This window comes from Streptomyces sp. NPDC034099, assembly GCF_055575415.1.
In genome coordinates, this window is sequence record NZ_JBVISR010000027.1 from 35119 (window position 1) to 49430 (window position 14312).

At 70.6% G+C, this 14312-nt stretch carries 10 protein-coding genes and 3 pseudogenes; 6 read left to right on the plus strand and 7 right to left on the minus strand.

Annotation, left to right across the window (positions count from 1 at the left end):
• The coding region (locus tag ACZ56V_RS38490; RefSeq protein WP_468948423.1) for a S8 family serine peptidase at positions 1–411 on the minus strand (411 nt) is incomplete at its 3' end.
• A 299-nt stretch (positions 412–710) separates the two neighbouring features.
• Positions 711–1712, minus strand: coding sequence for a helix-turn-helix domain-containing protein (locus ACZ56V_RS38495; RefSeq protein WP_468948408.1), 1002 nt, complete (start codon positions 1710–1712; stop codon positions 711–713).
• A gap of 262 nt (positions 1713–1974) precedes the next feature.
• Here ACZ56V_RS38495 and ACZ56V_RS38500 point away from each other — a divergent pair, with 262 nt between their 5' ends.
• Complete coding sequence (locus ACZ56V_RS38500) at positions 1975–5706, plus strand: S8 family serine peptidase (protein WP_468948410.1); 3732 nt, start codon at positions 1975–1977, stop codon at positions 5704–5706.
• A gap of 39 nt (positions 5707–5745) precedes the next feature.
• Here ACZ56V_RS38500 and ACZ56V_RS38505 read toward each other — a convergent pair whose 3' ends face one another.
• The 3 genes from ACZ56V_RS38505 to ACZ56V_RS38515 all read right to left on the minus strand — a co-directional run bounded on the left by ACZ56V_RS38505 (position 5746) and on the right by ACZ56V_RS38515 (position 10054).
• Positions 5746–6135, minus strand: coding sequence for an SsgA family sporulation/cell division regulator (locus tag ACZ56V_RS38505; RefSeq protein ID WP_384973245.1), 390 nt, complete (start codon positions 6133–6135; stop codon positions 5746–5748).
• Positions 6136–6680: 545 nt separating this feature from the next.
• A complete protein-coding gene (locus ACZ56V_RS38510; RefSeq protein ID WP_468948411.1) occupies positions 6681–9404 on the minus strand; it encodes an ATP-binding protein in 2724 nt (907 codons plus the stop codon).
• 413 nt (positions 9405–9817) lie between these two features.
• Entirely contained in the window at positions 9818–10054 is a 237-nt protein-coding gene (locus ACZ56V_RS38515; protein WP_006131823.1) for a hypothetical protein, read from the minus strand.
• 322 nt (positions 10055–10376) lie between these two features.
• Between ACZ56V_RS38515 and ACZ56V_RS38520 the strand changes: the two genes are divergently transcribed.
• Positions 10377–10808 carry a VOC family protein gene (locus ACZ56V_RS38520; protein ID WP_006131824.1) on the plus strand — a complete coding sequence of 144 codons (432 nt, stop codon included), beginning with the start codon at positions 10377–10379 and terminating at the stop codon, positions 10806–10808.
• 129 nt (positions 10809–10937) lie between these two features.
• Here the strand turns inward: ACZ56V_RS38520 and ACZ56V_RS38525 are convergent, their stop codons facing one another.
• Complete coding sequence (locus ACZ56V_RS38525; protein ID WP_468948413.1) at positions 10938–11093, minus strand: carbohydrate-binding protein; 156 nt, start codon at positions 11091–11093, stop codon at positions 10938–10940.
• A gap of 84 nt (positions 11094–11177) precedes the next feature.
• On the opposite strand from ACZ56V_RS38525, the pseudogene ACZ56V_RS38530 reads away from it, so the two are divergent.
• The 3 genes and pseudogenes from ACZ56V_RS38530 to ACZ56V_RS38540 form a co-directional block, all read left to right on the plus strand.
• Positions 11178–11525: pseudogene (locus ACZ56V_RS38530) on the plus strand (SDR family NAD(P)-dependent oxidoreductase); the annotation flags it as partial.
• A gap of 21 nt (positions 11526–11546) precedes the next feature.
• Positions 11547–12026 (plus strand): annotated as a pseudogene (locus ACZ56V_RS38535) (MFS transporter); the annotation flags it as partial.
• Between the two features lie 79 nt (positions 12027–12105).
• Positions 12106–12564, plus strand: a complete 459-nt coding sequence (locus tag ACZ56V_RS38540; protein ID WP_468948415.1) for a universal stress protein — start codon at positions 12106–12108, stop codon at positions 12562–12564.
• A 241-nt stretch (positions 12565–12805) separates the two neighbouring features.
• On the opposite strand, the gene ACZ56V_RS38545 is transcribed toward ACZ56V_RS38540, so the two are convergent.
• Positions 12806–13873 (minus strand): ferritin-like domain-containing protein, encoded by a 1068-nt coding sequence (locus ACZ56V_RS38545; protein ID WP_468948417.1) that lies wholly within the window; start codon positions 13871–13873, stop codon positions 12806–12808.
• A 334-nt stretch (positions 13874–14207) separates the two neighbouring features.
• Here ACZ56V_RS38545 and ACZ56V_RS38550 point away from each other — a divergent pair.
• Positions 14208–14312, plus strand: a pseudogene (locus tag ACZ56V_RS38550) (ketol-acid reductoisomerase); the annotation flags it as partial.

Here is a 14312-nt window from a genome sequence, read left to right on the forward strand (position 1 = left end):
GGAAAAACTCCTTTGTCGGGGGGGGCAAGGAGCCCCCTTTCCCCGGCCCCCACCAGAAAAGGCAAACCCCCCCACCCGCGCCGGGGAACCCTTCCCCGACTCCCCCCCCCCCGCGGCCGTTCCGTGCCGGATTCCAACCCTTACCGTCAGGACGGCGCCTGACCAGGGTCCGTTCACCCGACGCCGGTCGCCCGTGTCACCGTGCCGCCTCGTGTGTCCGCGGCCCGGAACCGCGACGGCGCGCTGCTGCAGGGCCGCGGGTACGTCGACGCGTCCGGAACCCTGGAGGTGGGAGCCGAGGCCGCCGTCGGCCGTGGACGCGACCAGCGCGGCCTTGAGCTGACGCCCCGTCCGCCCGGGGTGCCGCTGGTGCAGGATCGCCGCCGCGCCGGCGACGTGCGGGGTCGCCATGGACGTGCCGGAGATGGTCAGGTGTCCGGGTGCGGGATGCCGGGGTCGAGGTCGAGGAGGCTGTCCTCGGCGGCCGCGGCGGTGATGTCCACACCGGGGCGGTGATCCACGAGGTGTCGGCGGTGTGTGCGCGGCGGCTGCCGCCGAACGCGTCGGTCTCGATCGTGAGGACAACGGTCTCCCTGTTCCGCGGTGCGGGGCACAGCTGGACGGACCGTGGCCGGGCACTACGGTGTGTCCCGGGACCTCAGGCGTGCGTGTCGGACGCCGCGGCCGGAACCGGACTGGCGTCCAGCCGCTCACAGCCAGTTGCGGCGGGCCGCCGCCACACCGGCACCGAACCGGTTGGTGGTGCCAAGCTCCGTGTACAGGTTCTGGATCCGACGGCGCAGGGTCCGGGTCGAGACGCCGAACTGTCGGGCGATGGCGTCGTCCTTGACGCCGGCGGCGAAGAGGGCCAGCAGCAGGCGTTCCTCTTCGGTCGGCCGCCGCGCGCCGCCGCCCGGCCCGGCGCTGTCCGGTCCCGGTGCCGAGGGGGCGTGCGCATCGCTCAGACGGGCGGCAACGGCCCAGTAGCGGTCGAAGAGGTCGGACAGCACCTCGATCAGGGGCGGCGCCTCGGTGTAGAGGCAGTCGGTGCTGCCGCCTTCCAGGGCCAGCGACACCATGGCCGCCGAGCGATCGACCAGGACGAGCTTGACGGGCAGCGCCGGCACCACTCGGGCCTCCTCGCCCCGGGAGACCAGACTGCCCAGGTCCTGCCAGCCGCCGTCGTCGTCGAAGCTGGCGGCGGCATAGACGGCCCGTACCCGGGCCCCTCGGCGGATCACGGCCTCGTCCAGCGGCTCGTTGGGCGCCAACAGGTAGGGCGGTCGCTGCAGCTCGCAGATCTCGCGCCGGGCGGCCTGTTTGAGCCGGTAGTAGCAGTCACCGACCTCCTCCGCGCCGCTGATGGTCCGGGTGTCGGGCTGAGGGGTGCTCGACCTCCGTGCCTCGTCGAAGAGTTCGCCGAGCGAGGCGGCGGCGTCGCGCACGGCCGCCAGTTGCCGGGTGCGCGACTCCACCAGCGCGGAGAGCGCGCGTCGCGGATCCACGGTCAGGTACTCGCCCGAGGAGCGGCGGCTGAGCAGTCCGTTGCGGTGCAGGCGTTCGAGCTGGGCCACTGCCTGGGACCGGTTCAGCCCGAATGCCGTGACGAGGCTGTCGGCGGTCCCACCGCCGCGTGTGAGCAGTTCGCGGTAGACGGCCTCCGTGTCCGCGTCGAGTCCGACCAGCGCCATCGGCGCCTCGGTTTCCGCCATCGCTCTCCCACCCTGACCCTGTAGCGCGAACATCTGGTGCGCCTTGCGTACCGTACGCCGGAACACACGAAATACACACGGTGTAGTGGGTCGCGATTGCGGAACGATGCGCCTTTTGCATCGTGTCCACTTGGTGACATGACACGGAAGGGCCAAAGGGGTGTCTTTACAGCCTCGCCAGCGGGATGGCTGACTTCGATGGATCCCTGCACATCTAGTCGGTGAGGTCCCTTTGCCCATCCCCTGGTCCCGCGGACGCGGGATGACCGTCGGCGTCGCCGCCCTGTTGGTGTTCACCGCGACGGCTCCGGCCGCCTCGGCGGCCCCGGCGACGACGTCCCCCGCGCCGCCCACCGCTCCGGCGGGACCGACCCGCACCGTCACACTGGTCACCGGCGACAGGGTCACCGTGACCGGCGAGGGTGAGGCCGAGACCGTACTGTCGGTGACCGATCCCCATGGCAGGACCGGCGGCGCACATGTGATGCGGGTCGGCTCCGACACGTACGTCTATCCCGACGCGGCCGTCCCGTACCTCGGGTCGGGCGCCCTGGACGGGCGGCTCTTCAACGTCACGGAGCTGATCGAGGACGGGTACGACGACGCGCGCGCCGACGAACTGCCGCTCCTCGTCACCTACACCGACACGGCGGCCCGCGCGCGCAGCGCGAAGACGCCCGAGGGTGCCCGGCGGACACGGGCGCTGAGCAGCATCCAGGGGGCCGCCATGTCCGCGGAGCACTCCCGCGCGGCGGACTTCTGGAGCTCGCTCACCGGTACCGGGGACACCACGGCCGGCGGCTCGGCGGCCCGGTCGGCCGCGTCCGGGGGCCGGCTGGCCGGCGGCATCGCCAAGGTGTGGCTGGACGGCAAGGTGCGGGCCACACTGTCGGACACGACGGCGCAGATCGGAGCGTCGGAGGTCTGGTCGGGTCAGAACACGGGTGAGGGCGTGGGCGTCGCCGTCCTGGACACCGGCATCGACGCGGGCCACCCGGACTTCGCCGGGCGCGTCGCGGCCACCGAGAGTTTCGTGCCGGACCAGGACGTCACCGACCGGAACGGTCACGGCACCCATGTGGCGTCCACCGTGGCCGGGACGGGCGCCGCGTCCGGTGGAGTCGAGAAGGGCGTCGCCCCGGGTGCGTCGCTGCACATCGGCAAGGTCCTCGACGACAGCGGGAGCGGTCAGGACTCCTGGGTCCTCGCCGGCATGGAGTGGGCGGTCCGCGACCAGCACGCGAAGATCGTCAGCATGAGTCTGGGCGACTCCCCCACCGATGGCACCGACCCGCTCAGCGAGGCGGTGAACCGGCTCAGTGAGGAGACTGGAGCGCTGTTCGTCGTCGCCGCGGGCAACTCCGGCCCGGAGGCGTACACCGTGGGCACGCCCGCCGCCGCCGACGCGGCGCTGACGGTGGGTGCGGTGAACGGTCCGGGCAAGGGCGTCGACCAGCTCGCGGACTTCTCCAGCCGCGGTCCCCGCGTGGGCGACAACGCCATCAAGCCGGACCTGACCGCACCGGGTGTGGGCGTTCTCGCCGCGCGCTCGCGGTACGCGCCGGAGGGCGAGGGCGCCTACCAGTCCATGGACGGCACCTCGATGGCCACACCGCACGTGGCGGGCGCCGCGGCCCTGTTGGCCGCCGAGCACCCCGACTGGACGGGGCAGCGGCTCAAGGAGGCACTGGTCGGCACCACCGCCGGCACCCAGCGCTTCAGCCCGTTCGACGCGGGCAGCGGGCGGGTGGACGTCGCCGCCGCGGTGCGCTCGACGCTGCTGGCGTCCGGTGACGCGTTCGCGCAGGCGCACTACCCGTACACCCCGGGCCAGACCGTCCGCCGGGACGTCACCTACACCAACTCCGGCCCCGCGCCGGTCTCGTTGGATCTCGCGCTGAGCCCCGCCGAACTGCCCGAGGGCCTGTTCACCCTGTCCGACGCACAGGTGACCGTGCCCGCGCACGGCACCGCGTCCGTCGGCGTGATCACCCACCTCGACGCGGCCGAGGACGACGGCGCGTACGCAACCCGCCTGGTCGCCACCGGCCCCGACGGAGCCGTGCTGGCCCGGACCCCGGTCGGGGTGAACAAGGAGGGCCGGCGGGCGACCCTGGCGCTGACGGCGAAAGACCGCCACGACAAGCCGCTGTCCGGAACCGTCGTCCTCAAGGACGTCGAGCGCGACACCGCGCCGAAGGTCTACTCCGTGGACTCCTCGGGCCGCCTGGACCTCCGGTTGCCGCCGAGCACCTACTCGGTGTGGATGGACTCCGCCGTGCCCGGCGTCGACGGCACGCACACGCTGGGCCTCGCCATGTTCACCGCACCCGAGGTCGACCTCGGCGCGGACCGCGCGATCGCCTTCGACGCCGACGACCTGCGCAAGGCGGACGCCGTCACACCACGGCCCACGGCCAACCAGTTCCTGCGGATCGACCAGTACCGCGGCAACACCGGCCTGTTCCCCTTCATGGACAGCTATCTCGCCGAGTACTGGCGCTACGACAGCCTCTGGGTCACGCCCACGCCCAAGGTGCGGACGGGCTCGTACACCTTCGCCACCCGCTGGCGGCAGATCCAGCCTCCGCTGACGTTCTCCGCGGGCTCGCAGACCTTCGACGACGTCACGGTGCAGAGTCTGTCACCCGAACTGCCCGAGGGCACGCGTGCCTACCGGGCCGTCTGGGCCGGTGACGGCTCCGCGGCCGCGTTCCGCGGGGTCGAGGTCCGCGATCGCGTCGCGGTCGTCCGCCGCAGCGACATCGTGGCCCCGACGGACCAGGCCGCCGCGGCGGCGAAGGCCGGGGCGCATCAGCTCCTGATCCTCAACGACGGGTACGGGAAGTTCGACCCCTGGGCGGACCTGCCGGAGGCCGCCCCGCTGCCGGTGGCGTCGCTGGCAACCGACGACAGCAAGCGGCTGCTGACCCGGTTCCGCGGCACCGGCACGACCACCCTCCAGGTCGTGTCCCACCCCTCCCCCCGCTACGCCTACGACCTGGTCCGCCACCACGACGGCGCGGTTCCCCGGGACCCGTCCTACCGCCCCGGCGCCGGGGAGCTGGCGCGCGTCGACGACACCTTCCGCGACACGTCGCAGGGCCGTGCGGTCGAGTACCGACAGGACGTCTCCCTCCTCGGCCGTCCGCTGGGCATCGTGCCCACCCGGGTCAGGGCCCAGGGTCAACTCACCTCGTGGGTCACCGCGGACGACGACGTCCAGTGGGTCTCCTTCGCCTCCAGGTCCGACCTGGGCCAGCGGGGCGTGGCGCGCTCGTACCAGCCGGGCAGCACCACACGGGAGACCTGGTTCGCCCCGATCCAGCACCCGCGCCTGCTCAGCGACAACGGCACCAGTGGGCAGGCCCCCTTCCGGGCCGGTGACAACATCAGCACCTCCGTCATGACCGCGTGGGGGGACTCCGGCGGGCACGCGGGCGTCGTCTGGGCCGACAGCGACACGTCCAGGATCTCGCTCCATCAGGGCGACGAACTGCTCGGCGAGGACGTCAACGAACGGATCGTCATGGTCGAGGACCTGTCGCCCGATCCGAAGCCGTACCGGCTCGTGCTGGAAGGGAACCGGAACCTCCCGGACCGCCCGTACTCGACCCGCACCCGCACCGTCTGGGACTTCACCTCGGCCACCACGGACCCCACCCGTCTCACACCGCTGCCCCTGGTGCAGCTCGACTACGCAGTGGATGCCGATCTGTCGGGCCGCGCCCACCGGCACACGGAACTGACCGTCACGGCCTCGCACCTCAAGGGCGCGGCGGGAGCGGGCGCGATCCGCACGGCGACCGTGGAGGTGTCGTACGACGACGGCGCCACCTGGCACCGGACGGCGCTGCGGAAGTCGGCGGACGGTTGGACGGCACGGCTCGACGCACCGGGGAGGGCGCGCTACGCGAGCTTGCGGACGACGGCGAAGGACACCGAGGGCAACGGCGTAAGCCAGACCCTGATCCGCGCCTTCGGCCTGCGATGAGCGCCGGGTGGTGAACATCGCCGGCGGCGTGTCCCAAGGTCATCGAGACGAGGCCTCGGGTTCGTCGAACAGCTTCGAGAGGAACGCGTCGGTGCCGAGCCGCGACGACTCCGTACCGGCCGGGACGTGCAGGTATGTGCGGTCGAGCCACTCCGCCAGTTCGGGGACGGGCAGGCGGAAGACGGCTGTGCCACCGGGTGCGTTGATCTGGAGCCACGCGGTCTCCAGGTCGGCGGGGGTGTCGGCCCACACCTGCACGTCCCCCAGGCCGCTCGTGGTGCGCAGGCCCTCGTGAAGGAGGTCGCGGCCGACATGCCAGGTGACCGGTGGGGCGTCCTCGGGAGCGAAGCGGATAGTGACGAGGAGAGGATGGTCGGGATCGTAACGGAACTCCGCCGGCACGTCCTCCCACCCGAGAACACCCGTCATCTGGCTGAGGCACAGGGAGAGAGGGAGGAGAGCGTGTGCGGCCGAGTGTTGTGCCTGCACACTGTGGTGGTCACCACTCATGACGGCGATTCCTTCCAGTTGGGCGATACGGGATCACAGTCACTGTGGTCCGGGACAACCAGAAGTTCATCCGTCGGTTGACGGTAGGACTCTCACGGAGACACTCGGGAGAGGAAGAGCGTGGCACACCGGGCTGTGGCGCGGACGGAGCACTGCGGGTAAGTGCCACAACAGTGCGTCTCAGGGCGGCAAGACGGTGGCACTCACGGCTGGTGCGGCGGCACGTGAGGCACCCTCCTGTCCTGCCCGATACGGCCGCTCGAAACGGTGCATTTCGCGGCGGCCCCGACTGTTCCCGAGGCCGTCGAGTTCACCGTGGACGGGGGGATCACGCAAGCTACGACATCCGCGGCCCCTCCGGAGCCACTGGGTGGAAAGAGGCGCCTTCGTGTGATGCCGTCCAGGCCGCGCGAGTCCGAAGGGACATCGGCTCTCCGCGCTCCGCGCATCCGGCGGAGACCCGCTCAGTCCGAGGCCGGCTGGTCGTCTCCGAGCGCGGCCAGCGCTGCGGAGAGCCTGCCGCGGCTGGTGATGCCCAGGCGCGGATAGATCCGGTACAGGTGGGCTCCGACCGTCCGGTGCGAGATGAACAGGCGCTGGCCGATTTCCCGGTTGCTCAACCCCTGCGAGGCCAACTCGGCGATCTGCCGTTCCTGGACCGTCAGGCTCTCCCCCTTGCTCGGGCGCCGGCGTCCGTCCGACTCCCCCGCGGCGCGCAACTGCTCACGAGCCATGTCGGCCCAGGGTTGTGCACCGACTCGGTCGAACTCGTCACGTGCGAGCCGCAGCGGCTTGCGCGCATCCACGTTCCGACGCTGCCGGCGCAGTCGCCGGCCGTGCTGCAGATGGAGTCGGGCACGCGACAGGGGCCACGTCTCCGGCAGTGCGGACAGCGCGGAGTCGTAGTGTTCACCGGCGGTGTCGTCCGGAGCGAGGACTGCCGCACTGTAGGTGCGGGCAACGATCATCATTTCGGAGGGCAGTCGGTCCGCCAGCTCCGCCAGCTCGGCCAGCAGCTCTCGCGCCTGTTCGGTCCGCCCCGCGGCCGCGGCCGCGTCCACCAGGTCCGGGACGAGCAGCCAGCGACTGGTCGAGTGGTAGTGCGGGTCCGTCTTGTCGAAGGCACGCGCGAGAGCGTCGTACGCCTCCACGGCGCGGCTGTCGAAGAGGGCGAGGAGACCGTCGACCTGCTGCGCCATGACGCTCGCGAAGGGCATGACGGGGAAGAGGCTGTGCGCTCTCAGCTCCCGAACGCTCCGAGCTGCGGCTTCGCGTTCTCCCCGCAGCACCGCCGCGAGCGCCGACGTGGCCTTGAGGCCGAGCCAGACGATCCACTCCCCGGTCTCCTCGGCGAGCGCGATCCCTTCTGCGGCCTCTTCCCGGGCCTGGGCCAACTGCCCGAGGTACAGACGTGGCCATGATCCCGCCAGGGATCGCGCGAGCAGCCCGAGGCGGCCCTGCGACCGCCACACGGCAGCCGCCTGGGCCAGATGGCGCGTGGCACGACCGACGTCACCGATGACCATCGAACCGCTGCCGAGGTAGTGCAGCAGCCGGCCGTCCTCCCGGTCCGGTCTGAGCTTCTCGAGCCGTGCGATCAGGTCGGTCCCATGGCGGTACGGCTCCGTGTAGGCCCGTACCGTCAGGACATGGGGGGCGTCCGAGTCGGGCTTCCACCGGTCGAGTTCGGCAGCAGCCTGGGCACGCACGCGTGCGTCGCCGTCCTGGAAGAAGCATCGGGCGGCCGCACGCCACAGCAGGTTCTCCGCGACGTTCGTACTGCCGACGTCGAACGCCCCCGCTGCGGCGTCGATCATGTCCTGAATGCGGCGTTGTGGCTCATCGGGCTCGAAGGCGGCCTTGTCGGAGACCAGCATGAGCCGGGCCCGCTCCGTGGGACCGAGCTCCGCCAGGTCGGCTCTGTCCAGCAGGATCTGGGCCTGGACACGGTCGTTGATGTCGCTGGCCAACTCGGCCGCACGGACCAGAAGGCCGGTCTGGCGACGTGCGTCGTGCACCAGCTCGCCGGCCTGGCGCAGGGCCGGCACGGCCGCGGCCAGTTGCCCCCGTTTCAGGGCATCCTCCGCGAAGCGCTCCAGCTGGCCGGCCAGTTCGTCGTCCGGCCCGAGCGTGGCCGCGGCGAGGTGGACGAGCCGCCGCCCAGGTGATCCCTCCAGGGTCTCGGCCAGGGCCCGGTGGGTGGACAACCGGTCGGCGACGGTGGCCCGGGTGTAGATCGCGGAGCGCATCAGGGGATGCCGGAACTCGGGTGTCCGACCGGTCAGAACCACCAGCCCGGCGTCGACGGCCTCCTGCAGGGCGTACACGGAGACTTCCGAGCCCGTGAGACGGCTTGCCACGTCGAGGAGCTGGTTCAGTGGCGCGGTGGGCTCCGCTGCCAGGACCAGGAGGAACGTCCTGCACTCACGCGTGACCGAGTCGGTGCGGGAGGCGAACGCGGTCTCCAGTCGCTGGGTCAGGGGCAGATCGTCGAGCGGGGGCGAGATGCCCTGTGCCGCCCTGGGCAGTTCGACGAGTGCGAGGGGGTTGCCTGCGGCGCGCTCCAGGATGCGGGCCCGTACCGCGTCCGCAAGGCCCGGGGCGTCGGCGTCGAGCAGTTCGGCCGCCGCCGCCGGGGCCAGGGGTTCCAGAACGAGTTCGGCGTGGGTCCCCAGGCTGTATCTGCCCGGTGACGAGGTTCTTGCCGCACCGATCATGAGGATGGGGAGGTCCCGGGTACGCCGGGCCACGAATCCGAGCACGTCGCGGCTCGACGAGTCGGCCCACTGGAGATCGTCGACGAGCAGCAGGAGGGGCTCGCGATCGGCGGCGTCGGCGAGCAGCTCGAGCACCGCCATCCCGACCCGGTAGATCTCGGGTTCCCCCTCACTGGCCCCGAAGGCGCCACCGAGGGCCTTCCGGTAGGGGGCCGGCAAGGCGTCGGCTCCGCCGAGAACCGGTTGGAGCAGCAGGTGCAGCGCGGCGAACGGCAGCCACTGTTCGGTCTCGACGCCGGAGGTGCGAAGGACTCTGACCCCCTGGTCCGAGGCATGGGAACCGAACGTGCGCAGCAGAGAGGATTTGCCGACCCCGGGGTCTCCGCGGACCAGCAGAGCGTCGCCCTTGCCTGCCACCGTGCTGGAAAGCAGGCCGTGCAGGACCTCCAGTTCCTTGTCCCGACCGATCATGCCGTGAGCACCGGTACCGGTCCGGACGATGAGCCCCGCAGGCGCATCGTGGGCGGCCGTTCAGCCGCCGCTTCTCTTCGTATCGGGCTCAGCGTCTGCCGCACACCTCTGATATCGGCCACGGTTCCGGATTTTACCCATCCCTGGCTTCTTCCACTGAGACGGGTCCGGCTCAGTCAACAGTCGAATGACTACCGGATGACTCTCTGTCCACGACGTCCGCGGACCGGTCTCCTCCGCGTCTCCTCCTCGTCGCGGCAATGGAACAGCGGACCGTGTCGGGTTAGGTACATGGAGTAATCGCCCTCACGGCGGCGAGAGGGCGAGGGTCACGGGAGTCGTAGGCAAGGAACGCCGTCGGCCCACCGACCGGGCCGGTGGGCCGACATGCGAAACGGGGTGAACCGAAGCGTCTACCGCTTCCAGAGGTACCAGACGCCGGCCTCGTGGTCGTTGTCGCAGTAGTAGCTGCCGCCCGGGTCGCTGCTCTGGTAGACGACCTTCACCGCGAGGCACTGAGCCTGCGTGTCGTAGAGCCCGATCATGGTGTCGGCGTGCGCGGCTGCGGCTCCCCCGAACGTGACGCCCGTCGCACCCAGGGCGACGAGGCTCGCGGAGACGAGTTTCTTCTTCAGGCCCAGAGATGGCATGTGTGACTCTTCCTTTCCTCGGCAGCGCGGCGCCGGTGATACGCGACGTCGCTCACGAACAACATGTGACACCGTGTCACATTGATCAACGGGGCGGCAAGCCTCATTTCTTGTACTGCATGGATCGCCGGCCCCGGCCGGCCGATTCGGAACCTCGGAGCCGCAGGACGCTTCGCCTGTGGATTCGTGCGTCGCAGATCGGAGCGGTATCCTGCGACACCGTGTGATGGTGGCCGATGGAGACCACTCACTCGAAGGCGCGGGCTGTGCCGCCTGACCTGATGACACCGATGCACGGTGATACGTAAGAGAGTGACGACAAGTGGATCTCAAACTGGAAGTGCTGGTCCTGCCCGTCTCCGACGTCGACCGGGCGAAGGCCTTCTACGAGGCGGTCGGGTTCCGCCTGGACGCCGACCACGTCACGGACGAGACCTACCGTGTCGTCCACATGACACCCCCGGGTTCGCCCTGCTCGGTGCTCTTCGGCACCGGCGTCACCCTGGCCGCCCCCGGGTCTTCCAAGGGCCTTCACCTCATCGTCTCGGACATCTACGAGGCCCGCGACGAGCTGGTCGGCCGGGGTGTGGAGGTGGGCGAGATCTATCACGACACCAGCGACATCTTCCACCGCTGCACGGGCGAGAAGTGGATCAGCGGACCCGACCCCCAGCGCCGCAACTACCGCACGTACGCGGACTTCGCCGACCCGGACGGCAATGGCTGGGTCCTTCAGGAGGTGCCGAACCCTTAGGGCTTCGTCGTGCGGCTCGGCCGCGAGTCCCGTCCCCCGCGGCCGATCCTCCGCGGGCCCCGGCGCCCGCGCCGGGGAGCGCGCGGTGGCCGAGGCCGTCGAGCGATGGTGAGCGGAGCCGTCAGTGCCCTACTGGGAGATCACCTTCTCCACCGAGAAGTGGTCGATGTTCGCGACGCCCGGCGCGGTGCCGAGAGCATTGAGGTAGACGTCGTGCGTGCCGCTCGTCGGCGTGATCCTGAACGTCTGGTCCAGGTACGTGTCCCAGCCGCCCGTGTTCTCCACCGGCCGTCCCGGTGCCGTGACAGCGGGCGCCGGACTACGGGCAGACACAGGACCAGGACCGAGGACCATGGGGAGAGAGCACATATGACAACGACCGGTTCCGCACTACCCGGCGCGGTGCCCTTCGCCGGTCTCACCGCGCTGGTCACCGGCGGCGCCTCCGGGATCGGCCTGGCCACCGCCCGGCTGCTCACCACCCAGGGCGCCCGCGTGGCCGTCCTGGACCTGTCCGAACCGGAACCCGCCGACTTCGCGGCGGCCCTGCGCGCGGACATCCGCGACGACACCTCGGTGGTGGCCGCCGTCGACGCGGCGGTCTCCCGGCTCGGCGGACTCGACGTCGTGGTCAACAACGCGGGGATCGGGGCGCAGGGCGGCGTCGAGGACAATTCCGACGAGGAGTGGCACCGCGTCCTGGACACCAATGTCGTCGGCATGGTCCGGGTCACCCGGGCCGCGCTGCCCGCCAGCACCGCAGGGCTGCTGCTCGCAGTCACCATGGCCGTGGGCGTCCCCCTCGCGTTCGTCATTCCGCGGATGGCGGCGCGCCGTCCGCACCAGGGCCCGGTCGTCCTGATCCTGGGCGTGGCCGGACTCGTCGGTTACGCCGGGCTCTACTTCGCACCCGTCGGCGGCGCTTGGGCGTGGGCACTCATCCTGGGTGTCGCCAACTGCACGTTCCCCCTCGCACTGACGATGGTGAGCCTGCGGGCCAGGACCAGCACGGGCGTGGCCCAACTGTCGGCATTCGCCCAGAGCGTGGGATACCTGCTGGCGATTCCGGGACCGATCCTCATCGGAACGCTCTACGAGCACAGTGGCGGATGGGGTCTGCCGATCGCGGTGATGAGCGCGCTGCTCCTCCCGCAGATGGCGGTCGGATACCTGGCGGGCCGCGACCGCGTCGTCGAGGACGAACTCGCCCCCCGTTGAGGAGGGCGGGACGCCGCGGAACACCGTGGCACCACCCACACGGCCGCTCCCGCGGTCGTACACGAAGAGGAAGAAGCCCATGTTCGAACGCATACTCGTTGCCGTCGACTCCAGCCCCACCCGTCTCTCCTCCGTTCGCTCGGCCGCCGCGTTGGCCCGGCTCACGGGTGCGAGGGTTCGGGTGCTGCACGTCGCCGCGTTTGCTGCCACGCTTGCCGCCGTCGTCTCCCTGGAGGACGACACCGAAGCCCAGTCCGTGCTCGACGAAGCAGTCGGCTTGCTGCGCCGGAGCGGGGTGGAGACCGAAGGAGTCATGGTCCACGCGCTCACCACTCAGATCCCCGGGGTGATCTCCGAGACCGCGGCCGAATGGCATGCGGACCTCCTGGTCCTGACGCCGCACCACCGCGACGTGCTCGGCGCGCTCTTGGACCCCCGGGTGAGCGACGCCGTCGTCCACAAGGGTCGAACGTCAGTGCTCCTGGTGCCGGAGGACGACGAGGGCGATCCGGTCGAGCTGCCGGTGTCGGACCGCTGAGGCCGGTGGATTGCGTCTGGCTGTGCCGGCCTTGACGAAAAGGCAGGGGAAGTCACCGGGCCCACGCTCCCCTGCCGCCACCGGCCGGTCTCCGTCGGCCGCACCAGCCGCCCGCGTCGTCGAATCCTCACGAGACCGCCCCTCGGCACCGAGGCCCGCTGCGGGTCACCCTCGAAACAGGAGGGGTCGCGCACCTGGAACCGTAGGGGCGATCCGGGCGGTACGGAAGCGGATCGCGGCGCTAGGACCGGTCCCCGGGTGCCACGTACTCGAACGTCGGGCCGGCTGCCTGGCCGTCCTCGTCCTGGAGGGCCATCAGCCCCTGCGCCTGTGCCTTGAGTGCGTACATGGTGCCCACGGACATCCCCAGCATCGCCGGGTTGCCGTTGAACGCCTGCTCCAGCATCTGAAGGATCTTGCAGTAGGTCTGGTTGAACGCCTCCTGCGCGGCTCGGATCGCGCTGCCCTCAGGGTGGTCCGCGAGCCGCGGGTTGGGCCGTACGGGACGAATGCCGGCCTCGTCCAGGGTCACCGGCTCGCCGGTGGGGCCGGAGTCGGGCGTGTCACCTGTCCGGTAACGCCGGCCCAGGGCGATTTCCTGGAAACGGTAGTAGTGGGAGACCGCCTGGTTCCCGGGATGGAACATGTCCTTGTCGCCGTCCCAGACCTCAACGCGGGAGGCCCCCTCGCCCTGCTCGACGATCTCGTCGAGGGCGGCGAGCGCCGAGCTGAGGTCGGTGACCGGAGCGAGGTGCCCCGCCGTGTGAACGAAGGGGCCGCCGGCGACCTGACGGGCCGGGTCCCCGACGAATACCTGGTCCTCCCCCAGTTCGGCGCACAGGTACCGCAGGCCCTTCTCGATCGCGGCGTAGAACTGGCCGATCGTCTCGTAGTGGTCGCCCTCGGCCGGGTCTGCGGGGTGGGCGGGCTGTTCCAGACGCAGGAACAGTCTGAGCGCCTCCTGGCCGAACGGCAGGAGGGACAACTCTATGGACGGGTCGGCGTGCGGCATGGTCCGTGGATGGGGCGGCAGCATGCGGGGCGCGTCCAGGACGGGACGGCCACCGACCGCGTTGAGCAGGTTGGCTGCCAGCGCGAGGTGGATCATCTCTTCGACGAAGACGCCGCCGGTCAGCTGCACGGCGTCCGCGTTCCGCTCCGCGTCCAGGGAATAGAGGGCGGTCAGATAAGGAGGCAACGTGGAGTGTTCGACCTCTATGGCCCACTGCAGGTGCCTGCGCAGGTCGTCCAGCGTCGTGATGCCGGTCGCCGAATCGTTGTCTAGCATGTCGGTCTGGTCCTGGGACATGGGGGGCTCACTTCGGTCTCGTAGCTCAAGGGGACACCGGCCGCCGGGCATCGCGGAACCCGCGGAACGGGCGGCGCGCCCTTGGTGTCACCGCTTAGACCGCCGGAGTCGGGCATCTGTGACACGGACCAGGAATCTCGCAGGTATTGCACACTGTTGGCGAACGGCACATGTTCACTTCGATGCCCTGTGCATCTGAGATAGTGTCATTTCCGTCGGCCGGTGGTCTGCTGGCCACGGCTCCCGGCCCCGCTCCGTTGGCCGATCCCATGGCCCGGCCCCTGTCCGGGCTCTTCCGTCCCCCACGCGGGGAGTTCTCCGAAAGGTGTGTCTCATGGCTGAGTTGTTCTACGACGCCGACGCCGACCTGTCCATCATCCAGGGCCGCAAGGTCGCGGTCATCGGGTACGGCAGCCAGGGCCACGCCCACGCCCTGTCG